Below are 23,581 nucleotides of genomic sequence, written 5' to 3' on the forward strand. Positions count from 1 at the left end.
GCGCGGGTGCCGACGCTGATCACCCTGATCTATCAGCAGCTCAACAACAGCGGCCCCGGCGCGCTGCCGGATATGGCGGTGCTGTCGCTGCTGCTGGCGGCGATTACGCTGATCGGCATGATCGCCAGCAGCCTGCTCGGCGGGCGGCGCGACGTGCGCGTCAACGGCAGCACCCACGGACTGAAGCAGTCGCTGGGGCGCTGGCGCCTGCCGGTGGAGATCGCCGTCTGGCTGATGATGGCGCTGATCCTGCTGCTGCCGCTTTCAGCGCTGCTGACCACCTCGCTGACCCAGGGCTTTGGCCAGGCGCTTGACTGGCAGTCGCTGACGCTGGCCAACTACCGCAACGCGCTGTTCGACTACCCGGCGGTGCGCCATGCGTTTGTGACCAGCCTCGGGCTGACGCTGCTGGCGGCGGCGATCCTGACGCTGATGGCGCTGTTTATGGCCTGTTACCTGAGCTGGCGGCGCACCCGGCTGGTGCGGGTGCTGCATCTCTCCAGCGAACTGGCGTACGCGCTGCCCGGCGTGGTTACCGGCATCGCCGCACTGCTGTTCTTCCTTAAGCCGATCCCGCTGCTCAACGTCAGCCTGTATGGTACGGTGTGGATTATCCTCGCCGCCTACCTGTCGAACTTTCTCGCGCTGGTGCTGCGGCCGACGCTGGCCGGCTTTGCCCGCGTTGAACGATCGCTGGACGAGGCCGCGCAGCTGGCCGGGGCCGGTTTCCTGCGCCGCATGCGTGATATCCTGCTGCCGCTGGTGGCACCTTCGGTGATTGCCGGCGCGATTCTGGTGTTCCTCACCGCGCTGAATGAAATCCAGGTATCGATCCTGCTGGTGACGTCCGCCACGCAAACCATCGGCCCGACCATCGTCTTCCTCGACGAGGGTGGCTCATCCACGCTGGCGGCAGCGGTCGGCTGCCTGATGATCCTGCTGGTGGTGCTGCTGATGCTGCTGGCATCGCTGCTCGGCCGTAAGCACCGCGGCGTGCTGCCGTGGCAGGTGTGAAGGGGGCAGGCGACGGGGAAATCCGGAGTGTATCCGGATGTGACTTGTCAAAAAAGCGTCATATTGCGGCGTTAACCTGCTGGCGGCAAGGTTAACCGACTGATGATTCTAAGGATAAAAACATGCGCTTTCGTCTCACCCTTCTGACCGCCGCGCTGCTGGCCGGTCCGCTGGCGCACGCCGCCGGCACCACGCTGCCGCAGGCAGCCGCTATCGCCAGTACCACCACCCCGGCCAGCACCAGCCAGCCCTACGTAGCGCTGGAGAGCGCGGCACAGAACGCGCTGATCGCCAGCATCAAAGGGGACTACGCCAGCGTGATGCGCAGCCAGCTGGAGTCGGCAAAGCAGGGCGGTAAACAGGTGGATAAAGCCTGGCTTAAGGCCAGCGGCTACGATTTCGCTAAAAAGGCCAACCAGCAGGCGGGCATTGCGCTGCTGAGCGGTTTTACCGCGCTGCCGCAGGCGACGCTGAAGCAGAACCTCGACACCGTGGAAAGCATCAACCTCAACGCTTCTGACGCCACCCGCCGCCAGGCGCTGGTGGAAGCCGAAGGCCAGAACTACCTTTACTTCCTCGCCGACGCGCTGGGGCCGAAGCTGGGCGAAGCGTTTATTCGCGCCTACGACAAGGGTGAACTGGGCCGCGCCGCCGCGCTGCTGAAGGCCAGCGAGGTCAGCACCGGTGAGGCGAAAAAGCATTTCGACAATAAACGCCCGTTCCTGATCGCCGGCAACACCATTCATCGGGTGCCGGACACGGCGGTGGTGAAAGATGGCCACCCGTACACCGCCGACGGCGGCTCCTTCCCGAGCGGCCACACCAACACCGGCTACACCGACGCGCTGCTGCTGGCGCAGATGATCCCGGAACGCTTCGTGCCGCTGGTCGATCGCGGGGCGCGCTACGGCTACTCGCGCATCGTGCTCGGCGTTCACTATCCGCTGGACGTGATGGGGTCCCGCATGGTGGCGCAGCGCAACGTGGCGCATTACCTTAACGATCCGTCGTACCGCAAGCTGTTCGATGAGGCGAAGCAGCAGCTGCGTGCGGCGCTGGAGAAAGAGTGCGGTTCATCGCTGGCGGCCTGCGCGAAGGTGGCGACGAAAGACGATCCGTTCGCGGCCCCGGCGATGCGCACTTTCTACCGCTTTACCATGACTTACAACCTGCCGCGCGCCAGCGTGAAAGCCGCGCCGGTGGTGGTGCCGGAAGGTGCAGAAGTGCTGCTGGAAGCGGCGCTGCCAGCACTCAGCGCCGCACAGCGTCGTCAGCTGATGGTGCGCACCGCGCTGGAAGCCGGTTACCCGCTCTCTGGTGACGCACAGCAGAGCTTCTGGCAGCGCCTGAACCTGCATGACGCGGCCGTAGCCGGGCGTTAACATCCGGCGTACAGGCAGCAACGCTTCCGTTAACGAGAATGTCTGGCGAAAAAAACCGGTCCCTGAGACCGGTTTTTTGTTGCCGCCTGAAAGGGTTAACCGGCTCAGGATATGAACGTGCTAGATTGATGATCCTTCAAGGCTCTTTTAAGGACTGAACATGCCCCATACTGCTTACGCCAGCCGCACCATTGCCGCCGCACCCGCCGTAATCTGGTCGCTGCTGGCCGATTTTAACGGCCTGCCGGCGATCCACCCGGCCATCTCCCACAGTGAACTGGAAAACGGTGCCAGCCACACCGAGCCGGGCGTGGTGCGTCGGCTGACGGTGCCGGACGGCATCGTGCGGGAAAAGCTGCTGAAACTGGACACCGACGCCTTTGAGCTGCATTACGCGATTGTTGAAGGGCCAATGCCGGTTAAGGATTATGTGGCGGTGATTAAGCTCACCCCGCAGGGCAGCAATCAGACGCTGGCCGAATGGTGGGCTGACTTTACCGTCACCGGTGACGCAGACCCTGACGCGGTCGCGCGGGGAGTCAGCGAAGACGTATTTGCCACCTGCCTGCTGCACGTTGAACGTGCGCTGGCCGTATAAAGGAGGCGGTGATGTCCGGTGAATCGATAGTGATTGAGCCTTACCAGGCGCAGCATCAGGAGGCGGTGATCGCGCTGATCCTTGGCATCCAGAACCAGGAGTTCGGCATTGATATCACCGCCGATCAGCAGCCGGATCTGCGTAACGTGCAGCATTTTTACCAGCAGGGTAACGGCGGCTTCTGGATAGCGCGCAGCGGTGACGTCATTGTTGGCTGCATCGGCCTGAAGGACATTGGCGATCGCCAGGCGGCGCTGCGCAAAATGTTTGTCGCCGCAGAGTACCGCGGCCGTCAGTTCGGCACCGGTGCCGCGCTGCTGAATACGCTGCTGGAGCATGCCCGGGCACGCCGGCTACAGGATGTTTACCTGGGCACCACGGCGAAATTCCTTGCTGCGCACCGCTTTTATGAGAAGAACGGTTTTGACGAGATTGCGGTCAGCGCACTGCCGGAGAGCTTTCCGGTAATGAAGGTGGACAGCAAATTTTACCGGCTATCGTTCTGAGTTTCACGCCTGCTGCGGACTTACGTCCGCGCTGCTTTTGGTACCCTGCCATTCGGCAGGGTGACTGTCACCCGACGAAATTTCTTCCGCGATATTGTTTTCATTTTCACCTGCACGTAGCATGCCGGGGCACGATTTTTCTGAGAATAATAATCATTGTCCTTGTGGGGTAGCTATGACGATCTGGGGTAAAGCGTTAATTCTGGTGGCGGGGCTGTGCGCCTCTGCTTCACTGCTGGCGGCACCGTTTACGGTGGAAGACGTCAGCGGGCGTAAGGTTGAAATCAAATCCGAAGTGAAGCGGGTGATCCTCGGCGAAGGGCGGCAGATCTATCTGCTGGCCGCTTTTGATACCGACGCGCCGTTCCAGCGCGTGGTCGGCTGGCGCGACGATCTGCCTAAGGCGGATTTCGACAGCTATGAGATCTACGCTAAAAAGTATCCGCAGATTAAAAAGCTGCCGACCTTCGGCGGTGCCAAAGACGGCACCTTTAACGTGGAACAGGCGCTGACCCTGAAGCCGGACCTGGTGTTGATGAACCTGGAGTCCAAAGCGGCCACCGACGAGTCTAAGCTGACCGAGAAGCTCGACAAGCTCGGCATTCCGGTGGTGTTTATCGACTTCCGCGAAAAGCCGTTTGAGAACGCGGAGAAAAGCATCCGCATTATGGGCCAGCTGGTGGGCAAACCGCAGCGGGCGGAAGAGATTATCGCCTTCCGCAAAAAGCAGATCGACATCGTCACCGACCGGCTGAAGGATTTCCACGGCAAGCGTCCGAAGGTGATGCTCGATCGCGCCGGTGGCTACACCGAAGAGTGCTGCATGTCGTTTGGCGACGAAAACTTTGGCCGTATGGTGGAAGTGGCTGGCGGCATCAACATCGCAAAGGGTCTGATCCCCGGCACCTTTGGCACCCTGAACCCGGAGCAGATTATCGCCGCCCGTCCTGACGTTGCGATCGTCACCGGCGCTAACTGGAAGAACTACAACACCGCCGGCGGCTGGGTGGGCGTAGGGCCAGGTGCCGATCTGACCGTTGCCACCCAACGTCTGACCGCGCTGATGGCCCGTCCGGCCTTCAGCACGCTGCCGGTTGCCACTAACGGCAACGCGCACGCCATCTGGCACCAGTTCTACGACAGCCCATACCAGTTTGTCGCTATCCAGGCGATCGCCAAATGGCTGCACCCGGAGCTGTTCAAGGATATCGATCCGGACGCCACCTTCCGCGAGTTCCACGAGAAGTTCCTGCCGATCGCTTATCAGCCGGGATACTGGGTGACGCTGAAGCCAACAAAGTAAGCGTATAAGGGGAGCCCTGTGCATTTTCTGCAGCAGCGCTCTCCGTTTTCAGCCATAAAAAAACGCCTGATGCAGCACATCAGGCGTTTTTTTTCAGCGATCGGGCGGGAGATTACGCCTGGTGGCTGTGGGTATTGGCGCTCAGATCTTTCAGATCTTTGTCCACAAAGAACAGCGCCTGGCCACTGTTACCGACCAGCGCCAGTTTATCCAGCACCGATTTGAACAGCTTCTCTTCTTCATGCTGTTCGGCAACATACCACTGCAGGAAGTTGAAGGTGGAGTAGTCCTGGGTGGTAATGGCAGCATGAGCCAGTTCGTTAATTTTTCCGGTGATCAGCTGTTCGTGCTGATAGGCCAGGTCCAGTACTTCGTGCAGCGAGTTGAAGGTCACCGGTGGGGCGTCGATGGTGCCCAGTACCGGCATTGCGCCGGTGTCGCTCAGGTAGCCGAACAGACGCTGCATATGCTGCATCTCTTCACGGGAGTGTTCACGCATAAAGGCGGCGGCACCGTCAAAGCCTTTATCGGTGCACCAGGCGCTCATCTGCAGGTAGAGGTTGGCAGAGTAGAATTCGAGGTTCAGCTGGTCGTTCAGTTTTGCGGTCATTTCATTGGTCAGCATAATGACTCCTTAATTTATTTTTGGCTGTTGGTCACAGGTGATTTCTGCGCATTATGCACGCATCTTTTTAAAATAAAAACCCTGTAAGTATAGCAAAGGCTATTTTTCTTTAACTAATTTTCAATTAACTGATTTTGTTAGGTTAATTTTTTATTTAAATATAAATCTTTCTGTTTTTTAAATAGGTTTGATAATTATTCTTATTACGAATTGGTTATCTCTTTTTCCACTAAATCCGGCATTAATTGCCGATAGGATAATGTTTAGTTATGACTGATTATAGCAGAAGGGGGCTAAGGGCTAAGGGCTAAGGGCTAAGGGCTAAGGGCTAAGGGCTAAGGGCTAAGGGCATAGTCGCTTTGAAGACAGGGGCGGGCTTATCGGGGAGTGGCTTTGGGCCGGGTCGCTTCAGGTGCCGGTGCCTGGCTAATCGGGGTTTATCCGGAACGCGGACACGCCAGTAACATCCCTGGGCTCTGCCGGGCACGTCCGTGTGCCCGAAGGTCCGCTTATCCGGATAAACCCCGATTGCCTTATGGCTTCAGTGTTGCTGTCTGAAGTTGCTGCGGGTTCCGGTGCCTGGTTTATCGGGGTGTTGCTTTGAGGCCGTTGGTCGCTTCAGGTTTCAGTGCCTGGCTAATCGGGGTTTATCCGGAACGCGGACACGCCAATAACGTCCCTGGGCTCTGCCGGGCACGTCCGTGTGCCCGAAGGTCCGCTTATCCGGATAAACCCCGATTGCCTGCTATTTTTTTGCGTCGCTGTTTTGAGACCAAATCAGATCAAACCAAACCAGACCAGACAGTAACCACTTTTTAGACTTCAGTACCCAGGCGAAAAGCGATGTCCTTAACAGCTACGCAATTGCTGGCAGGGAGGCCGTTGGCGGGCAGGTTAGCCGGGCGTACGGCGCAAGGATGCGCCGTCCGAGCCTCCATGGATGGATTATTTTTTAAAGCCCGGATTTTGGGGCTTTAAAAAATTAACGGCGTCCCGGCGTTCTGTCGCCAACGGCCGAACCCGGCACCAATTGGAAAAGCGATGCCCTTAAAGCAGCAACGCAGGTGCCAGGAAGGGGTCCGAACCCGGCACCAATTCAAAAAGCGATGCCCTTAAAGCAGCAACGCAGGTGCCAGGAAGGGGGCAGGCGGATCAGAAGTCCATCTTCACCGTAAACTGTACCTCGCGCGGGTCGCCAATCTGGTTAGAGAGGTTATTGGTGGCGATCGATGAGGTGTAGTAGGTCTTGTCGAACAGATTCTTCACGTTCACCTGCAGCGTCACCGGATACTGCGTCTTGATCTTGTAAGCGGCAAAGGCATCCGCTACCGCGTAACCCTGCAACGAATAGTCCTCGCCGTTGTTGCCGGAGCGACGGCTCACCGCATGGCCGCCACCACCGACGGTCAGCGTATTGCCGTCCCAGACGTTGTTGAAGTCATAGGTCATGAACAGTGAACCGGTGTGGCGCGGCACGTTGGGCAGCATCTTGCCCTGGTAATCCGGGTCTTCCATCACTTTGGCATCGGTATAGCCGTAGCTGGCGATCAGATTGACGTTATCGGTCAGCCGCCCGGCGAGATCAACTTCCACACCGCGGGAACGCACCTTACCGGCGGTTTTTGCCACCGTTTCACCGTTTACCGTGTCGTTATACAACACGTGGTTTTTATCGATGTTGAACAGCGTGATATTGCCGGTCACGCCATCAAACAGATCGAACTTGGCACCGGCCTCATAGGCGGTAGCGGTCTCCGGCGGTAGCTCGCCGATGTAGCTGGCAATCGAATACTGCGGCATAAACGAGCGCGAGACGTTGGCAAACAGCGATACGTTTGGCGTCGCTTTATACACCAGCCCCAGCTTTGGCACCCACTGGCTGTCGCTGCTGTCGGTATTGGTATTGAACGGGCGGCCCTTGCCGGCGAACTCGGTAAAGTACTGGTAGCGCATCGCCGCCACCGCAATCCACTGATCTGTCAGGTACAGCGCGTCCTGCACGTAGCCGGAGTAGCTCACCTGGCGGATGCGCTGATCGCTGTCGGCGGCGGAGACGCTGGTGCATTTGCCGGTGGAGCCGTAAGATGGGTGGTAAATATTGAAATCTTTCACGTTCTTACAGCGGATCATATCGGTGCGCAGCAGGTCGTAGTACTCGTAGGCCACGCCGGTGAGGATCTCGTTATACAGCCCGCCGATCACCACGTTGCCCTGCAGATCGAAGCGTGCGGCGTGCTGCTGCTGGGTGGAGCTTTGCGTGGCATCCACGCGGCGGGTCAGGTTGCCGGTGGCGGCGTCATAGGCCATTACCCGCGCTTGATTATCGCCGTACTTATCCTGGCTGAAGCTGTAGTCAAACTTCGCCGTCCACTGGTTGTTGAGGCGGTATTCGCCGTTCAGCTGGGCCAGGTGCGATTCGCCGGTGGTGATGTTGTATGCCTCATCAAAGCGCGTTTCGCGGCTGACGTTGACCGCGTGACCGGTGTTCAGATCGAAGATGGTGCCGCGATCGAACGGCGTGCTGTAGTTGCGGTGCGAGTAAGCAACGTTGATGGTGGCGTCATCGCCAAACCAGGTCAGCGACGGCGCGAAGAAGCTGCTGCGCTCCTTGCCGAAGTTGCGCCAGTAGTCCTCATCCTGCACCGAGCCGATCAGCCGGTAGGCCAGGCTGGTGCCGGCGATCGGGCCGGTGACGTCCAGCGCGCCGTTGCCGCCGCCAAAGCTGGTCGAGGTGCCCTGGATCGAACCGCTGAAAGTCTGCTGCGGGCGTTTGGTGATCACGTTGATCAGCCCGCCGGGGTCGAGAATACCGTACAGCGTTGAGGCCGGTCCTTTCAGGACTTCCACACGCTCTACCGAGGCGTTAAAGCTGCGCGGCAGCACGGTTTTCAGGCCGTTGGTCAGCACCGAACCGTCGCGGTTGCTGCCGAAACCACGGCGTACAAAGGCGTCCTGGGTGCCGCCCAGCGTGTTGGTCTGTACCACGTTGCTGACGTTGTTTAACACCTCGTCAAGCGTAGTGGCGTGCTGGTCGGCAATCACCCGGTCGCTGACGGTATTGACCACCTGCGGCACATCGAGCAGCGGCATCGTGGTCAGCGTGGCTGTGCTGGTATTCAGCGGCTGATAGCCACTGGTCATCGTGCGGCTGGCGTCAGCGGTTTTGCCTGTTACGGTGATGCTGCCGGTTTCACTGCTGCTGTTGCTGTTGCTGTTGCTGTTGCTGTTGCTGTTGCTGTTGCCGGCTTTGTTGGCGTTGCCGGTATCGCTGTCGCTGGTCTTGCCGCCGCCGGTTTTGCTGCTGGTGTCACCGGTATTGCTGGCGTTGCTGGTAGTGTTGATGCTTGTCCTGGCATTACTGGCATTACTGGCATTGAGGATGGCCGCCGCATCCGCAGTCTGTGCTGCACCTGCAGCCGGCACGCTTAGTGCGCCAATAAACAGCGCTGAAAACAGCGCACGCCCTTTTTTCCCCGAAATAGCAGATGTTAACTCTGTCATTATTTTGATTCCCGCAAACTGTCCGATCCTGCCCGCAGAGGCAGAGCTAAAGTCATCATTGCCCGGTTAGCGGCGTGGCCGCTGCTCTGTCCGTTAACGCGACGGGTGCCGCCAGACATGTAATTGAGAATCATTCAAACATGTAGCTATGTAGTAGTAAACGTAAAATACGCAAAAATTTTAGCGGTTGACTACGTCGCGAAATAACCCGGGTTTAAAATTAATATTTTTCATTTAACATTATGATTTTTATATATTTAATAAGGTTAATTCCTTTGCTTTTTTAGGGTTTTTTTCATCGAAATAATCGCGATGTAGTAAAACAATACGCCGCTTGACTACTACATGTTAACTCCGCATGATCGTGAAGACGAATGAGAGTTATTTTTATTTAATGTGCGGGCGGTCAGGCTGAGCTAATGGCCGAAGCCGGTGCAGGAGCGGGTCATGTTACAACGGCAGGAAAACGGAGCAGGTCACGCGGCGCTGCCGTCAGAGCAGGGGATCGTTATCGATCGCCTGTCCGTCGGCTATGGCCGCCAGGTGGTGGTGGATGGCGTCAGCCTGACCATTCCGCAGGGGAAAATGACCGTGCTGGCCGGGGCCAACGGCTGTGGCAAGTCCACCCTGCTGAGCACCATCGCGCGCATGCTGCTGCCGCTGGGCGGCAGCGTGCGGCTGGACGGTAAAGCCATTCATCAGCAGCCGACCCGTGAGATCGCCCGCCGGCTCGGCATGCTGCCGCAGACGCCGCTGCTGCCGGACGGGCTGACGGTGTTTGAGCTGGTCTCCCGTGGGCGCTATCCGTGGCAGGGCTTTATGCGCCAGTGGTCGGACGCCGACCAGCAGGCGGTGGCCGAGGCGCTGCGCCTGACCGACACCGACGCGCTGGCGCACCTGCCGGTCGAGAGTCTCTCCGGCGGGCAGCGCCAGCGCTGCTGGATTGCCATGGCGCTGGCGCAGCAGACCGATACCATCCTGCTTGATGAACCGACCACGTACCTCGATCTGCGCTATCAGGTGGAGATCCTCGAACTGTTGCAGACGCTGACCCGTGAGCATGGCCGCACGGTGGTGGTGGTGCTGCACGATATGAACTTTGCGGTTAACTATGCCGATCGGCTGGTGTTTCTGAAAGCCGGGCGGCTGCATGCCGTGGTGGCCGAAGGTGAGACCTGCAGTGCCGAACTGATTGAGGCGGTGTTTGACGTGCAGGTGCAGACGGCGGTCAACCCGCTGACGCAGAAACCGTTCTTTATTCCGTTCCCGCAGCGCCAGGGTAGCGCCGGATGAACCCGCTGCAGACGGCGCAGCTGCGCCGCCGGGCGCGCGCGGCGCTGAGCACCCTGAGCCTGCTCGGCCTGTTGCTGCTGGCGGTGGTTTTCCATCTCGGCATCGGTGCCCGCAGCATCGGCCCCGCGACGGTGCTGCAGGCGCTGTTCGACTATCAGCCGCGTAACTTTGACCATCGGGTCATCGTCGATCTGCGCCTGCTGCGGCTGGTGGCCGCGCTGTTGACCGGCGCGGCGCTCGGCGTGGCCGGCGTGCTGCTGCAGGCGGTGGTGCGCAATCCGCTGGGTGAACCGCACCTGCTGGGGCTGAACGCCGGGGCGGCGCTGGCGGTGGTGCTGAGCAGCGCGCTCGGTCTCAGCGGCAGCGGGCTGTTCGGCCTGCGGCCGCTGGTGGCCGCCGCCGGGGGCGGTGCGCTGTTTGCGCTGGTGATGCTGCTGGCCTCCGCCGGGCGCAGCGGGCTGACGCCGCTCAAGGTCACGCTGTGCGGAGTGGCGCTGTCGGCCTTTGCCTCGGCGATCGCCGCGGCGGTGCTGATCCTCGATGAGCAGACGCTGCTGGCGATGCGCACCTGGCTGGCGGGCGACCTCGCCGGCCAGCGCTGGCCCGCCGCCGCTGCGGCCGCTATCCCTGCGCTGACCGGCGTGCTGCTGGCGCTGGCGATCGCCCCGCGGCTGAATATGCTGGCACTGGGCGATCGCGCCGCCAGTGGCCTGGGGGTACCGGTGGCGCGCACCCGTTTTATCGCGCTGCTGGCCGCCGCGCTGCTGTGCGGTGCCGCAGTATCGCTGGCCGGGCCGGTGGGCTTTATCGGCCTGGTGGTGCCGCAGCTGGTGCGGCGTGCGGTGGGCAACGATCTGCGCGTGGTGCTGCCCCTCTCGGCGCTGGCCGGGGCGCTGCTGCTGCTGCTGGCGGATATCGCCGCACGCACGCTGCTGGCCCCGCAGGAGCTGGCCACCGGGATTATGACCGCGCTGGTGGGCGCGCCGGTGTTTATCCTGATCGCCGCAAGGACTTTTAAATGATCGCCTCTGAACGTCGGGCCGGGTTCCGTCACCTGCGGCTGGGCCGCTACAGCCTGCTGCTGCGCCCGCGTCTGCTGCTGGCGGGCGCAGGGCTGGCCGGGCTGGCGCTGATGCTGCTGGCGGCCAGCCTGACCCAGGGATCGCTGCCGGTGCCCGCCTCCGCCATCGGCCGGGCGCTGTTTTATCCGCAGTCGCTGGCCGCAGAGCAGCACTATATTGTGTGGGACATCCGCCTGCCGCGCCTGCTGATGGCGCTGCTGTGTGGCGCGATGCTGGGCATGGCCGGGGCGGCGATGCAGTCGATCGCCCGTAACGGGCTGGCCGACCCGGGACTGATCGGCGTTAAGGAGGGCACCAGCGCGGTGGTGCTGACGCTGGTGCTGCTGTTTCCGGCCGCCAGCCTGCTGTGGCGGCCGCTGGCGGGGATGGCCGGCGGGCTGCTGGTGGCGCTGCTGGTGGTGGCGCTGGCGCGGGATATCTCGCGGCCGCGCTTTATCCTGATCGGCATTGGCGTCTCGTGGCTGTTTGCCGCCGCCACCGGGGTGTTTATCACCACCGCCGACGTGCGTGACGTGCAGACCGCGCTGATGTGGCTGGCGGGCAGCCTGCACGCGGCCACCTGGCCACTGCTGGGGCTGGCCGCCGGCTGGGCGCTGCCGGCGGCGGCGATCCTGTTTTTCACCGCCCGCGCGGCCGATGTGGCGCTGCTCGGCGATAGTACGGCCAGCGGGCTGGGCGTGCGGCTGCGCCGGCTGGCGTGGGTGCGCTTTACTGCCCCGGTGCTGCTCACTGCCGCCAGCGTCTCCTGCGTCGGCAGCCTGGGTTTTGTCGGGCTGATCGCCCCGCATATCGCCCGTCTGCTGCTGCGCGGTGGCCAGGTGGCGCTGCTGTGCGGCAGCGCGCTGATCGGGGCGCTGCTGGTGCTGCTGGCCGACAGCGTCGGGCGGCTGGCGTTTGCGCCGTTACAAATCCCGGCCGGTATTGTGATGGCGCTGATCGGCGCGCCCTTTTTCCTGCTGCTGCTCTGGCGTCGCCGTGACGCACTCTGATGTGATAAGGAACCCTATGCGAACTCTGTTAACCGCGCTGCTGCTGAGCGGCGCTACCACGATCGCCACGGCGGCAGTTGCTGCGCAGACCACAGCACCCGGTGTGGATGCCTCTGCGGCTGCGAACGTACCAGCGGCCAACGCGCCAGCCTCTGCTGCGGGCGAATCAGCGGGCAAAACACCAGCTCAGGCCGCTTCTGCCCCCGCTACCGATGCCGGCGCGGCGCGGGCTGACCGCGCCCCGGGCCAGGCCACCCGCGCCTTTACCGACGATCTGGGCCGCACGGTGCAGGTGCCGCTGCATCCGCTGCGCATCGTGTCGCTGCACGATCTGGATATCACCATTCCGCTGATTGAGCTGGGGGTGATGCCGGTGGCCAGCCACGGCCGCACCCGTCCGGACGGCAGCCATTTTTTGCGCTCCAGCGGATTACTGACCGGCGTTGATTTTGATAACTCGCCGATCCGCTTTATCGGCACCGCCGATATCGATATTGAGGCAGTGGCGGCGGCCAGACCCGACCTGATCATCACCGAACCGGGGCGCAACACGCCGATCGAACAGCTGGAGAAGATCGCACCGACGGTCAGCATCGATCACCTGCTCGGCGGTGCGCCGCGCATCTACGCGAAGCTGGCGGAACTGACCGACACCCGGGCGCGGCTGGCGATCCTTGAACGCCGCTATCAGGAGCAGATTAAGCAGCTGCGCCACGTGGTGGACACGCAAAAGATGACCGTGTCGGTGATCCAGGCCAACAACGGCAAGATTACCGTGCACCACAGCTACCATTCGCTGGGGCGGGTGCTGCGCGACGCCGGCTTCCGCTTCCCGCCGCTGGTTGATGCGATCCCCGACGGCGGCCGCATCGACGTCAGCGCCGAGCAGCTGCCGGAGCTGGACGCCGACTTTGTGTTTGACACCTGGCGGGCGGATACCGGCGGTAAGCCGGCGGACGAAATTGCCGATATGAACCGGGTGATGCCGGGCTTCTGCGAGTTCCTGCAGGCCTGCCGCCAGGGGCATTACGTCCTGCTGTCGCGCGATGAGGTGATTTCCAACTCGTTTGCCGCGCTGGGGCTGCTGGTGGCCCAGGTGCAGTCCCATCTGTCCGGCCGCACGCTGCCGGAAAGGCAGGGGGAACCATGAGCCTGCCGCACGCCTCACGCCGCCGCGTCGATCTGTTTGGCGAACGCTTTCGCGCCCGCGCGCACCTGCTGACGCCGCGCCTGTACGCGGTGGTCAGCTACATCAATGAGCATCGTGAGGTGGTGCTGGAGCACACCGCGATGGAGATTGCGGCGGCCACCCGGTGTTCGGACGCCACGGTGATCCGCGCCATTCAGACGCTCGGCTTTGCCGGGCTGCGTGACCTGAAACAGACCATCGAGCGCTGGCTGGGCCCGGCGGTCAACTCGGCGGAAAAGATGGATACCACCCTCGGCGCGCTGGCCAGCGACGTCAATGCCAGCATTGAGTTCGTAGTGGAAGGGCACCTGCGCGCCTGCGAAGCGCTAAGCGAACCGCGCAACCGCGCGGCGATGGCGCAGGCGGTGGCGCTGCTGGCCGAGGCGCGCCAGGTGGCGGTGTTTGGCATCGGGGCTTCCGGCGTCCTCGCGGACTATACGGCGCGGCTGTTTACCCGCATCGGCACGCCGGCCTTTTCGCTTAACCGCACCGGTATTCTGCTGGCCGAGCAGCTGCTCTACCTGCAACGCGGTGACGTGCTGATCATGATGGGGCAGAAATCAGCGCACCGCGAAGGGCTGACCACCCTGGCCGAAGCGCGACGGCTGGGCATTCCGGCGATCCTGCTGACCAACGCCCCGGACTCGCGCTTCAGCCGCGAGGCGCACACGGTGATCGCCGTGCCGCGCGGCGGTGAAAACGGCAAGGTGCCGCTGCACGGCACGGTGCTGCTGTGCCTGGAAATGCTGGTGATGTCGGTGGCCTCCGGCGCACCGCAGAAAACCATGAAGTCGATGAAGCGCATCCAGGATCTGCACCGCTCAATTGGGAAATCGGCGGGGAAAAAGGGGTGAGATGTCGCGCGGGTTGAATATACGCATGATTGGCATAACGGTCTGTTTCTCTGACTGGCAAGCTGTTTGGTGCTCACGATGAGGGACAAGCTCATCTAATCATTCGGAATTTACTGGTCAAAGAAAAGGTACTCATGGCCAGAGCCATCAGTCATTTGCCCACCTTTAAAGAGCTGATGCTGCCCGACCTCAGGGAACTTATCAGTGAAAATCGCCGGGATCCCCTACCTGAAATCCAGGCTGCGAATAGTGTCGGAGGGGCCGTCGAATTACTCGAGTTCCACATGGGTTTTGTTGATCCCAGCATGCAGGCTGTCTCTAAAAGTACGCCAATTGGCAGCATGAATATTGCCAGAAGCAACCTGAGGCATATCGTGGAAAAGAGGCTGGATGCCCGTGAGCGTTATGTTTTGCTCGCTTTGGATACGTTAGCGCATCCCTTTGAGATTTGGGAAACCTTGTATGACGATGAGATGGCAAGGTATATGTTCATCGGAACATATCAGCAGAAGCAACAAATGCTCGCTGTCGTTGCTCCCTGGGATGGGAGAGTGTTGTGGAATTTTTTTCACACCAGCGCTAAAAGCCTTAACAAGCACCGACAGGGGCATCTGCTGTATAAAAGGCATTAAAAAACCGCCGTGTTCAGAAGGCGGTTTTTTAATGCCTGTATGTTTTACACCTCCAGGCTAAGGTGTTGAGGTTTCACCCTGACACAGAATTTAGGGATACTGTGGGGTTCTTCCACTAACTATTGCACCCTAATGCAGTTAGCTTCTCGCTCAGTTCAGATCCTACGTGAAACAATGCTACTGTCAATTCCAGCCGCTCTTTTTGTTCACTGTCCAACCCCCCGGCTTAAAGCTCGTTTCGCCTGCTACTGGGCAGTCATCCGCCCGGTCAGCGGCGTGATCCGGCGGCGCACCCTGCGGCTTGTGCAGCGGCATCTGGCCTGATACTGCCGATTTACAGCATCGGGCCTCAGTCAGTGAGCCGGTAATCTTCAGGGGCTGTCCGGCAGCGTTACCGGCAGTAGAGAAGAGTGGCAGGAGGATGCGTGCAGGTTTGCCGAACGCCTCTTACCCCGCCGGCACCTGCACCGCCAGCCGTTCGCTGATGCCGAACTCTTCGGTGAGCAGCCGCTGCTGCTGGCTGTGGGATAGCGGGCGACGGGTTTCATGGCCGTCCGCGTGGCGCACGATATACTCGCCTTTAACAATGCCGCTAATCGAGTCGGTATGCAGCGCGCGAATCAGCGTTGAGGCGAAAAAGTGGCTGTAGTCGAGGTGGCGCAGGGTTTCACGCTGGTCCAGCACCTCCTCGGCGGAGGCGTTCAGGTGGTACAGGCGGCAGTCGACCGGCGGACGGCCCAGCGGTCGCCAGGTGATGCACCAGCTGCCGTCGCTAAAATGCACGCCGCTTTGCCACAGCGGATGGTCCAGCGAGTGAGGTTTTAACGGCAGCGGCTCACCGAGCATCAGCGGCGGGTCAAAAATCAGCGGCTGGTCGTCCACGTCGGCAATCAGCGTGCCGTGATAATAGAGCGATCCTTCCTGCCCCGGCATCTGTACCGTCGACATCGCGTAGCGCAGGGTAAAACCGCAGTCGCTGAGCAGAGCGTGCAGCGCGGCCTGAAACTCCCAGCAGGTGCCACCTACGCCGTCGCTCAGCCAGTCGCGAAAAAAACGCTCGGGTGCAATCAGCGGCGACAGCTCCGCCGGCCGTGCGGCAAGCTGGATGCGTCGGCGCAGATTATCGTAGGGAATATGGCGGCTACAGACCTGGTACAGAGCGTAAAGACCCGGGCGATCTGCAGCCGGGTAGTGAGTCATACCCAGTTTCTCCAGCACCTTTTCGCGCAGGGCCGTGGGCACGGCGGGTTGACTGATGCGCATTCTGCATGCTCCTTTGGGCTAAGGGTTAGGGGTTGCTGTTTTTATGTACGGTTCCACTAATTAACCCGTTCGCGGCTGGGGGACAATCGTAAACGCCTGAATTTCTGTTGGCCCTGCGGCCGCGTCGCTCTCCGGTGAGCAGCACCGGACAGCATCAATGCAAAAAAGACAGCCGCAGGATGCGGCTGTCTTTTCAGTTAATCTGCGCCAGAACGTGACCGGCGCAGGGCGGGTAAACGGCTTACAGCTCCGCGCCGTTGCTGGCGATCACCCGCTGATACCAGTCGAAGCTTTTCTTCTTCGAACGGGCCATCGTGCCGCTGCCGTCGTCGTTTTTATCCACGTGGATAAAGCCGTAGCGTTTGTTGTACTGGCCGGTGGTGAAGGAGACGCAGTCCAGGCAGCCCCACGGCGTGTAGCCCATCAGGTCGACGCCATCTTCCAGCACCGCGATCTTCATCTGCTCGATGTGTGCCTGCAGGTAGGCGATGCGGTAGTCGTCGTTGATCTGGCCGTCGGCTTCGACCGTATCGTAGGCACCAAAGCCGTTTTCAACGATAAACATCGGCTTCTGGTAGCGCTCATAGAAGGCGTTCAGCGTATAGCGCAGGCCCACCGGGTCAATCTGCCAGCCCCAGTCGGAGGCTTTAACGTGTGGGTTTGGCCGGCTGCCGAGGAAGCCTTCGATATGGCGGCCGCCGTCGCTGTCCTTCGCCGAGTACTGCACCGCATTACTCATGTAGTAGCTGAAGCCGAGGTAGTCGGCGCAGCCCTCGCGCAGCGCCTGCTCATCGCCCGGCTGCATCTCAATGTTGTAGCCCTTGCGCTGCCACTCTTTCAGGATGTAGGACGGGTAGTAGCCGCGCAGGTGCACGTCGCCGAACAGGTAACGTTCGCGCATCGACTCCTGGGCAAACATCACGTCGTCCGGGTGGCACGACCACGGGTAGAGCGGCACGATCGCCAGCATACAGCCGATCTGCAGGTTCGGGTTGATCTGATGGCCGAGTTTGACCACCTGGGCGCTGGCCACGAACTGGTGGTGCAGCACCTGGTACATCGCCTGCTCCGGCTTCTCGTGGTCGTTGAAGATCACGCCTGAGTTGCAGTAGCCGAACAGCGGGTAGCGCCAGTTACGCTGGTTGTTGATCTCGTTAAAGGTCATCCAGTACTTCACCTTGTGCTGGTAGCGTTTCAGTACCACCTCGCTGTAGCGCACAAAGAAGTCGACCACTTTACGGTTCAGCCAGCCGCCGTACTCTTTTACCAGGTGCTGCGGCATCTCGAAGTGGGAGAGGGTGATCACCGGTTCAATGTTGTACTTCAGCAGCTCGTCGAACAGATCGTCGTAGAACTGCAGGCCCGCTTCATTCGGCTGCTGTTCGTCGCCGTTCGGGAAGATGCGCGTCCAGTTAATCGAGGTACGGAAGCACTTAAAGCCCATCTCGGCGAACAGCGCGATATCTTCTTTATAGCGATGGTAGAAATCCACCGCCAGGTGGTTGGGGTAGTGGTGCGCCGGGTCGATGCCGTCGGTGATCACCCGATCCACGCCGTGCGCGCCGCCGGAGAGCACGTCAACGATGCTCGGCCCTTTGCCGCCTTCGTTCCAGCCGCCTTCAACCTGATGCGCCGCAACCGCGCCGCCCCACAGAAAATCTTTTGGTAACTGCTGTGACATAACCCTTTCCTTTATTCTGACTGGTGAGATTAACAACGTCGTCAATACGGCAAAAATTGCCGTGACATCGCTGGCGTTGCCGCCGGTGCCGGGCTGAAGGTCTCAGAGCGGACAGTAACGGCGTTCCGCCAGCGTAAGTAGCGGGGCGGTTAAGCCCCGGTGCATCAGTATTCGATCTCTTTGTTCAGGTCCGCGCCGTTGGTGGCGATCGCTCGTTGGTACCAGCTGAAGCTTTTCTTGCGGTAGCGCGCCAGATCCTTCAGATCGTGCTCGTCGCGGTTGACGTAGATAAAGCCGTAGCGCTTGCTGATCCCCTGATGGGTGCTGACCAGGTCGATCGCCGACCACGGGCAGTAGCCGAAGATCTCTACGCCGTCGCTGATCGCCAGCTGCAGCTGCTGCAGATGGTCGCTGAGGTAGGCGATGCGGTAGTCGTCATAGACCTTATTCCCTGCTTCCAGCTCATCGTAAGCGCCGAGACCGTTTTCGGTGACGATCAGCGGCAGGTGATAGCGATCGTAGATCTCGCGGGCGGTGATGCGGAAGCCGACCGGATCGACGTACCAGTTAAACTGGTTTTTCTTCAGGTTCGGGTTATTGGTGCCGACGTAGACGCTGGCATCAATACCGGCCATCTGCTGATCGGGCCGCTGGTCGCCTTCTCCTTCACTCACTTCAGCGGCCACGGTGGCCGACGCATAGTAGTTAAAGGCGATAAAGTCCGGCTTAGCCTGCTTCAGCAGCGCCATCTCGGCGTCGGTGATGGTCGGCAGCCAGCCTTTCTCCTGCATAAAGCGCCAGGCCACGGTGTTGTAGCGGCCGTGGCAGGCGAGGTCGAGATACAGCCAGTTGCGGATCGAGGTAAAGTTGTTTGCCGCCAGCACGTCGGCGGGTTTGCAGCTGGCCGGGTAGACACAGGAGATATTCGGCGCCGGGCCGATTTTCGCCGCGGGCAGCATCTGGTGGCAGGCGATCATCGCCCGCGCCTGCGCCAGCATCATATGGTGGTTCTGCTGATACAGGGTTTTGTGCGGATCTTTGGTGCCGGCAGGCAGCGTGCCGATGACGTCACCTTTGAGGATCATGATGTTCTGTTCGTTGATGGTCAGCCAGTACCTGACCCGGTCGCCGTACAGTTCAAAGCAGGTGCGGGCAAAGTGTTCGAAGGCGTCGATGGTGGCCGGATCGGACCAGCCGCCTTTTTCCTGCAGCGCCCACGGCAGGTCAAAGTGGTAGAGCGTGACCAGCGGCTCGATGCCGCGATCGGTCAGCGCAGTCAGCAGTTTCTGATAAAACTCTACGCCTCTGGCGTTCAGCTCGCCGGTACCTTCAGGGAACAGGCGGCTCCAGGAGATCGAAAGGCGGTAGGTTTTCAGGCCCAGCTCAGCGAACAGTGCCACATCCTCAGCGAAGCGGTGGTAGTGATCGCTGGTGACGGTGAAATCGGTCAGGCGCGGGTCAAAGCTGGCCTTGTCGATGACCGAGGGGCCTTTACCGTCCAGGGTTGATGCCCCCTCAACCTGGTAGGCCGAGGTGGAGGCTCCCCATAAAAAACCGTCCGGGAAGGGCGCTAACTTGCCGTATTGCATCATTAACTCCTTGCTTGGTGGTGGCTGGCCGTTTCCTGCCAGCGCGGATTCAGTTCGGGGCGATACGCTCGCCCCGCGTGGATTACTGCGCCTGCTTCAGCGCCTGCACCTCGCGATGCAGAAGGATGATCTCTTCTGCCAGCTCGCGGCACAGCATGGCGTTCATCAGATGATCCTGTGCATGAACCAGTATCAGGTTGACGGGGATCTTGCCGACCCCTTCATCAGCCCCGATCAGCGCGGTCTGAATCTTATGGGCCGCTTTGGCGGCGACCGAGGCGGCGGTCAGCTGCGCGTCCGCCTCCTGCCAGTCATAGCCGCGGGCGGCACGCAGCGCCTGCATCGAGCAGGAGCGCGCTTCACCGGCGTGAATAATCAGCTCCATTACGGTGGTTTCCATATCCATGCTTCAGCCCTCCACGGCTTTCAGGTCGCCATCTTCTTTCGCGGGTGCAGGCTGTTCCTGCTCCAGCAGCTGGCGTTCGTACATTTTAAAGAACGGGTAGTAAATCAGCGTTGAGACAGCGATCAGCACGCCGACCAGAATCACCGCGCGGAAGTCCCAGCCGGTTGACCAGGCGGCACCGATCGGGCCGGGGGTGGTCCACGGCGCTAACGACACCACGTGATTGACCATGTCGGTGCGGGTGGCGATCCAGGCAATGGTGGCGTTCACCAGTGGCGCGGTGATAAACGGGATAAACAGCAGCGGGTTCATGACGATCGGTGAACCAAAGATAATCGGCTCGTTGATGTTGAACATGCTCGGCACCAGCCCCAGCTTGCCAATCGAACGCAGGTGCGCCGAACGGCTGCGCAGGTAGAGGAACACCAGCCCCATGGTGGCACCGGAGCCGCCGACCACGATAAAGAACTGCCAGAACGGCTCGATAAACACCTGGGTAATCGGCTGGCCGGCGTTGAGTTCCTGCTGGTTAATGCCGAGGTTGGTCAGCCAGAATGCCTGCAGAATACCGCCGACGATCACCGCACCGTGAATACCGGCGAACCACAGCAGATGGCACAGCAGTACGGCGATCAGCACGGCGGGCAGCGAGTCAGAGGCGGAGATGATCGGCTTGAAGATCGCCATAATCGCCTGCGGCAGCAGCATGCCGAACTGATCCTGCACCCACAGGCTGAGCGGGAACAGGGTAATGAAGATCGCCATGATCGGGATCAGCAGGTCAAACGACTGGCGGATTTTCGGCGGCACCTGTTCGGGCAGCTTAAAGCCAATATTGTGCTTCTGCAGGAAGTGCATCAGCTCGGTGGCATACAGGCTGACGATAATCGCGGTAAAGATCCCTTCGCCGCCCAGCGATCCCACCGGCAGCGCGCCGTTGCTCTGCGGCGCGGCGACCAGCAGGAATGACATCAGCGACAGGCAGGCGGCCATAAAGCCGTTCATCCTGTAGCTGATGGCAAGGTTATAGGCGATGGCGGCGCAGATGTAGACCGCCATAATGCCCATGGTCATGTTGTAGGGCATCATGATCTGCGTTGAGTGGCGTTCCACCATACCCAGCCACCACCGGGCGAACGCCCACTGGCTGTCGGCGCCAAACGGCGGGTGCGCAAACAGCAGCATAAAGGATCCGACGATCAGGAACGGCATCGAGGAGATAAAGCCGTCCTTGATTGCCACCACGTGGCGCTGGCCTGATAACCGCGCCGCGATCGGACTGATGCGGTTTTCGATCACCCCAAACAGGGTCTCGCTGAAGCGGCTCATCACGCGGCCCTGCCGTTGTTGATCATCGCCAGCGCTTCGGTGAGGATCTTGTCGCCGTTCATCATGCCGTAATCCATGGTGTTGATCACCGCGATCGGCTTGTTCAGCTCATCCGCCAGCGGCTTAAAGTCCGCCAGCTTGTACTTGATCTGCGGGCCCAGCAGGCAGCAGTCGTAATGGCCGATCTGCTCGTTGAATTCGTCGAGTCCTACCGCGTTGATCTCCACGTCGATGTTCTTCTCTTTTGCGGCCTTTTCCATCCGCTGGACCACCATGCTGGTGGACATACCTGCAGCACAACAGAGTAAAATTTTATTCATGGCTGTTCTCCGGTCTGGTTTTTCTTAATTGATAGCGGAAAGAACCCTGTTTCTGCAACCGGTTTCAGATTCAGTGTAACGATTTGTGATTCGGATCGCAAACGCCGTTGATGACCACAAAAAAACAGTGTAATTGGCAGGGTTAACTTCTATATCAGAAGCAGGTTAAGCAGCGGTTAACGAGCGGTTTAAATTATTTTTTAAAATAATGGCGTAAGGTATAAGGGTGTTGCTGGCATGCCAGGCAGAGTCGAAAAAGTGTGATTTGTAGCAAGGTTTAGTTGTAACTTGTTAATGTGTATAGTTTTTTATAATCGTCTTATCAGCAATGTTCCACGATTTAAAATCGGGTTATTATAGCGGCAAGAATTTACATCGCAGGATATATTTATGGTTACCATGCTGGATGTGGCAAATAAAGCGGGCGTGTCAAAAGCGACGGTGTCCCGGGTATTAGCAGGCAATAGTTATGTCAGTAAAACCACCCAGGATAAGGTATTTAAAGCGGTAGAAGAGACCGGTTACCGGCCTAATTTACTGGCGAGGAATCTGGCAACCAATAAATCCAATAATATTGGCCTGGTGGTAACCAACACCCTGTATAACGGCCCCTATTTTAGCGAGCTGTTATTCCAGGCGGCCACCGTCACCGAACAGCATGGCCGCCAGCTGCTGCTGGCCGACGGCAAGCACAACGCCCGTGAGGAGCGCCAGGCGATTGAGTTTCTGCTCGATTTGCGCTGCGATGCGGTGATTATCTACCCGCGCTTTCTCACCACGCGCGAGCTGGATGAGATTATCGAACAAACCAGCAAGCCGATTATTGTGGTTAACCGCCGGCTGGAGAAATACCCCGAACGCTGCGTGTTTGCCTGCCACGAACAGAATACCTTTGACGCCGTCAATTATCTGTTCAGCCAGGGGCACCGTGATATTGCGTTTATTGCCGGTGCGGCCGATTCCCCCACCGGTATCAGCCGCCTTGAGGGATACCGGCGGGCGCTGCGGTCGCATCATATTGCCTGGGACGAGCGTCGCATTGCCCACGGAGCCTGGACGCCGCAAACCGGCTACGAGGCCGGGCTACAGCTGCTGTCGCGGGAAGTTACCTTTACCGCCCTGGTGGCGAGTAACGATGATATGGCCATCGGCGCGGCGCGGGCGTTTTACGCCGCCGGCAAGCGCATTCCCGAGGATATCTCGTTGCTGAGCTTCGATGATATTCCCATGGCGGCCTTCTTTGTGCCGCCGCTGACCACCGTTCACGTGCCGGTAGGCGAGATGATCAGGCATACCTTTGTCAAACTGCTGGAGCTGCTTGATGACCAGCCCGCCGTGGTGGTACCGCAGTTCAGCGGTCAGCTGGTGGTGCGGGATTCGGTAGTACCTGGGCCGTACCACGGCGGTTGAGCGCAGGCGTGCGGGCCTGTCGACGGCGTTAGCTGTCGATTGAAATGATAACCATTATCAACTATCCTGCCCGGGTAAATTTTAACCCGGGTTGTGTCTTATTGTATGCCAACACCAGTAAATCCGGCCGTTGCCGACCCTTTCGCCGATCTCTATCAGTCGCATCACCGCTGGCTGCAGCGCTGGCTGGCGCAGCGGTTAGGGTCGATGGCTGACGCCGACGATCTGGCGCAGGATACCTTTCTCCGCGTGCTGAGCGGCGGCAACGCGCTGTCCGTTCGTCAGCCAAAGTCGTTCCTCGTCACTATCGCCCGCCGGGTGATGGTCGATTTTTTCCGGCGCAACGCGCTGGAGCGCGCGTGGCTGGACCTGCTGGAGCAACTGCCGGAAGCGCATATGCCCTCGCCGGAGCTGCAGCACGGCCTGCTGGAGACCCTGCAGCAGATTGACACCATGCTCGACGGGCTGGGTGAAAAGGTGCGCCAGGCGTTTCTGCTGTCGCAGCTGGAAGGACTGACCTACCCGCAGATCGCCGAACGGATGCAGGTTTCGGTCAGCTCGGTGAAAAAGTATATGGCGAAGGCCACCGAGCACTGCCTGCTGTTCCGACTGGGT

The 23,581-nt window shown here is 60.1% G+C and carries 21 protein-coding genes; 13 read left to right on the forward strand and 8 right to left on the reverse strand.

All coding sequences use genetic code 11. The annotated features are described in order from the left end of the window. From NV64_RS12015 to NV64_RS12035, 5 genes are all read left to right on the forward strand, one after another. A partial coding sequence (locus tag NV64_RS12015) for an iron ABC transporter permease (RefSeq protein WP_146005483.1) occupies positions 1-1,014 on the forward strand: 1,014 nt, incomplete at its 5' end. A gap of 122 nt (positions 1,015-1,136) precedes the next feature. Next, a complete protein-coding gene (locus tag NV64_RS12020; protein ID WP_101506000.1) occupies positions 1,137-2,396 on the forward strand; it encodes a phosphatase PAP2 family protein in 1,260 nt (419 codons plus the stop codon). 160 nt (positions 2,397-2,556) lie between these two features. Beyond that, positions 2,557-2,994 carry an SRPBCC family protein gene (locus NV64_RS12025; RefSeq protein ID WP_056231553.1) on the forward strand — a complete coding sequence of 146 codons (438 nt, stop codon included), beginning with the start codon at positions 2,557-2,559 and terminating at the stop codon, positions 2,992-2,994. An 11-nt stretch (positions 2,995-3,005) separates the two neighbouring features. After that, positions 3,006-3,500 carry a GNAT family N-acetyltransferase gene (locus NV64_RS12030; protein WP_056231556.1) on the forward strand — a complete coding sequence of 165 codons (495 nt, stop codon included), beginning with the start codon at positions 3,006-3,008 and terminating at the stop codon, positions 3,498-3,500. Between the two features lie 175 nt (positions 3,501-3,675). Continuing rightward, complete coding sequence (locus NV64_RS12035) at positions 3,676-4,803, forward strand: ABC transporter substrate-binding protein (RefSeq protein WP_056231559.1); 1,128 nt, start codon at positions 3,676-3,678, stop codon at positions 4,801-4,803. Positions 4,804-4,915: 112 nt separating this feature from the next. On the opposite strand, the gene ftnA is transcribed toward NV64_RS12035, so the two are convergent. Both ftnA and NV64_RS12045 read right to left on the reverse strand, forming a co-directional pair. Continuing rightward, complete coding sequence (gene ftnA, locus NV64_RS12040; protein WP_056231562.1) at positions 4,916-5,428, reverse strand: non-heme ferritin; 513 nt, start codon at positions 5,426-5,428, stop codon at positions 4,916-4,918. 1,152 nt (positions 5,429-6,580) lie between these two features. Further along, positions 6,581-8,929: a TonB-dependent siderophore receptor gene (locus tag NV64_RS12045; RefSeq protein WP_233208976.1), complete on the reverse strand. Its 2,349-nt coding sequence runs from the start codon at positions 8,927-8,929 to the stop codon at positions 6,581-6,583. 447 nt (positions 8,930-9,376) lie between these two features. On the opposite strand from NV64_RS12045, the gene NV64_RS12050 reads away from it, so the two are divergent. The 6 genes from NV64_RS12050 to NV64_RS23425 all read left to right on the forward strand — a co-directional run bounded on the left by NV64_RS12050 (position 9,377) and on the right by NV64_RS23425 (position 14,968). Further along, positions 9,377-10,222 carry an ABC transporter ATP-binding protein gene (locus NV64_RS12050; protein WP_056231565.1) on the forward strand — a complete coding sequence of 282 codons (846 nt, stop codon included), beginning with the start codon at positions 9,377-9,379 and terminating at the stop codon, positions 10,220-10,222. Further along, positions 10,219-11,244, forward strand: a complete 1,026-nt coding sequence (locus NV64_RS12055; protein WP_101506001.1) for an iron ABC transporter permease — start codon at positions 10,219-10,221, stop codon at positions 11,242-11,244. The genes NV64_RS12050 and NV64_RS12055 overlap by 4 nt, the downstream gene beginning before the upstream one ends. Then, a complete protein-coding gene (locus tag NV64_RS12060) occupies positions 11,241-12,293 on the forward strand; it encodes an iron ABC transporter permease (RefSeq protein WP_056231569.1) in 1,053 nt (350 codons plus the stop codon). The genes NV64_RS12055 and NV64_RS12060 overlap by 4 nt, the downstream gene beginning before the upstream one ends. 16 nt (positions 12,294-12,309) lie before the next feature. Further along, positions 12,310-13,443 carry an ABC transporter substrate-binding protein gene (locus NV64_RS12065; protein WP_233208977.1) on the forward strand — a complete coding sequence of 378 codons (1,134 nt, stop codon included), beginning with the start codon at positions 12,310-12,312 and terminating at the stop codon, positions 13,441-13,443. Continuing rightward, positions 13,440-14,336, forward strand: a complete 897-nt coding sequence (locus tag NV64_RS12070) for a MurR/RpiR family transcriptional regulator (protein WP_056231570.1) — start codon at positions 13,440-13,442, stop codon at positions 14,334-14,336. The genes NV64_RS12065 and NV64_RS12070 overlap by 4 nt, the downstream gene beginning before the upstream one ends. Before the next feature lie 134 nt (positions 14,337-14,470). After that, a complete protein-coding gene (locus NV64_RS23425) occupies positions 14,471-14,968 on the forward strand; it encodes a PBECR2 nuclease fold domain-containing protein (RefSeq protein WP_158239893.1) in 498 nt (165 codons plus the stop codon). 447 nt (positions 14,969-15,415) lie between these two features. Here the strand turns inward: NV64_RS23425 and NV64_RS12085 are convergent, their stop codons facing one another. The 6 genes from NV64_RS12085 to NV64_RS12110 form a co-directional block, all read right to left on the reverse strand. Beyond that, positions 15,416-16,231 (reverse strand): arylamine N-acetyltransferase, encoded by an 816-nt coding sequence (locus tag NV64_RS12085; RefSeq protein WP_101506002.1) that lies wholly within the window; start codon positions 16,229-16,231, stop codon positions 15,416-15,418. 241 nt (positions 16,232-16,472) lie between these two features. Continuing rightward, positions 16,473-17,912: a 6-phospho-beta-glucosidase gene (locus tag NV64_RS12090; protein WP_101506003.1), complete on the reverse strand. Its 1,440-nt coding sequence runs from the start codon at positions 17,910-17,912 to the stop codon at positions 16,473-16,475. 164 nt (positions 17,913-18,076) lie between these two features. Then, complete coding sequence (locus tag NV64_RS12095) at positions 18,077-19,501, reverse strand: glycoside hydrolase family 1 protein (RefSeq protein ID WP_101506004.1); 1,425 nt, start codon at positions 19,499-19,501, stop codon at positions 18,077-18,079. Between the two features lie 82 nt (positions 19,502-19,583). Then, entirely contained in the window at positions 19,584-19,907 is a 324-nt protein-coding gene (locus NV64_RS12100) for a PTS lactose/cellobiose transporter subunit IIA (protein WP_056231582.1), read from the reverse strand. Positions 19,908-19,910: 3 nt separating this feature from the next. Beyond that, positions 19,911-21,236, reverse strand: coding sequence for a PTS sugar transporter subunit IIC (locus tag NV64_RS12105; protein ID WP_056231584.1), 1,326 nt, complete (start codon positions 21,234-21,236; stop codon positions 19,911-19,913). Continuing rightward, positions 21,236-21,556, reverse strand: a complete 321-nt coding sequence (locus NV64_RS12110; RefSeq protein WP_056231587.1) for a PTS sugar transporter subunit IIB — start codon at positions 21,554-21,556, stop codon at positions 21,236-21,238. The genes NV64_RS12105 and NV64_RS12110 overlap by 1 nt, the downstream gene beginning before the upstream one ends. A gap of 390 nt (positions 21,557-21,946) precedes the next feature. Between NV64_RS12110 and NV64_RS12115 the strand changes: the two genes are divergently transcribed. Further along, entirely contained in the window at positions 21,947-22,966 is a 1,020-nt protein-coding gene (locus NV64_RS12115) for a LacI family DNA-binding transcriptional regulator (protein ID WP_056231589.1), read from the forward strand. Positions 22,967-23,071: 105 nt separating this feature from the next. Further along, positions 23,072-23,581, forward strand: a 510-nt coding sequence (fecI, locus tag NV64_RS12120; RefSeq protein WP_101506005.1) for a ferric citrate uptake sigma factor FecI, incomplete at its 3' end; no start/stop codon positions are given.

Origin of the sequence: Erwinia sp. B116 (genome assembly GCF_002865965.1) — a bacterium.
In the GTDB taxonomy this organism is placed as follows: domain Bacteria; phylum Pseudomonadota; class Gammaproteobacteria; order Enterobacterales; family Enterobacteriaceae; genus Erwinia.

Bases quoted from the DNA above. Each gene is read 5' to 3' on its own strand.
- NV64_RS12020 (WP_101506000.1), top strand. From the start codon at position 1,137: ATGCGCTTTCGTCTCACCCTTCTGACCGCCGCGCTGCTGGCCGGTCCG.
- NV64_RS12025 (WP_056231553.1), top strand. From the start codon at position 2,557: ATGCCCCATACTGCTTACGCCAGCCGCACCATTGCCGCCGCACCCGCC.
- NV64_RS12030 (WP_056231556.1), top strand. From the start codon at position 3,006: ATGTCCGGTGAATCGATAGTGATTGAGCCTTACCAGGCGCAGCATCAG.
- NV64_RS12035 (WP_056231559.1), top strand. From the start codon at position 3,676: ATGACGATCTGGGGTAAAGCGTTAATTCTGGTGGCGGGGCTGTGCGCC.
- ftnA (WP_056231562.1), bottom strand. From the start codon at position 5,428: ATGCTGACCAATGAAATGACCGCAAAACTGAACGACCAGCTGAACCTC.
- NV64_RS12045 (WP_233208976.1), bottom strand. From the start codon at position 8,929: ATGACAGAGTTAACATCTGCTATTTCGGGGAAAAAAGGGCGTGCGCTG.
- NV64_RS12050 (WP_056231565.1), top strand. From the start codon at position 9,377: ATGTTACAACGGCAGGAAAACGGAGCAGGTCACGCGGCGCTGCCGTCA.
- NV64_RS12055 (WP_101506001.1), top strand. From the start codon at position 10,219: ATGAACCCGCTGCAGACGGCGCAGCTGCGCCGCCGGGCGCGCGCGGCG.
- NV64_RS12060 (WP_056231569.1), top strand. From the start codon at position 11,241: ATGATCGCCTCTGAACGTCGGGCCGGGTTCCGTCACCTGCGGCTGGGC.
- NV64_RS12065 (WP_233208977.1), top strand. From the start codon at position 12,310: ATGCGAACTCTGTTAACCGCGCTGCTGCTGAGCGGCGCTACCACGATC.
- NV64_RS12070 (WP_056231570.1), top strand. From the start codon at position 13,440: ATGAGCCTGCCGCACGCCTCACGCCGCCGCGTCGATCTGTTTGGCGAA.
- NV64_RS23425 (WP_158239893.1), top strand. From the start codon at position 14,471: ATGGCCAGAGCCATCAGTCATTTGCCCACCTTTAAAGAGCTGATGCTG.
- NV64_RS12085 (WP_101506002.1), bottom strand. From the start codon at position 16,231: ATGCGCATCAGTCAACCCGCCGTGCCCACGGCCCTGCGCGAAAAGGTG.
- NV64_RS12090 (WP_101506003.1), bottom strand. From the start codon at position 17,912: ATGTCACAGCAGTTACCAAAAGATTTTCTGTGGGGCGGCGCGGTTGCG.
- NV64_RS12095 (WP_101506004.1), bottom strand. From the start codon at position 19,501: ATGCAATACGGCAAGTTAGCGCCCTTCCCGGACGGTTTTTTATGGGGA.
- NV64_RS12100 (WP_056231582.1), bottom strand. From the start codon at position 19,907: ATGGATATGGAAACCACCGTAATGGAGCTGATTATTCACGCCGGTGAA.
- NV64_RS12105 (WP_056231584.1), bottom strand. From the start codon at position 21,236: ATGAGCCGCTTCAGCGAGACCCTGTTTGGGGTGATCGAAAACCGCATC.
- NV64_RS12110 (WP_056231587.1), bottom strand. From the start codon at position 21,556: ATGAATAAAATTTTACTCTGTTGTGCTGCAGGTATGTCCACCAGCATG.
- NV64_RS12115 (WP_056231589.1), top strand. From the start codon at position 21,947: ATGGTTACCATGCTGGATGTGGCAAATAAAGCGGGCGTGTCAAAAGCG.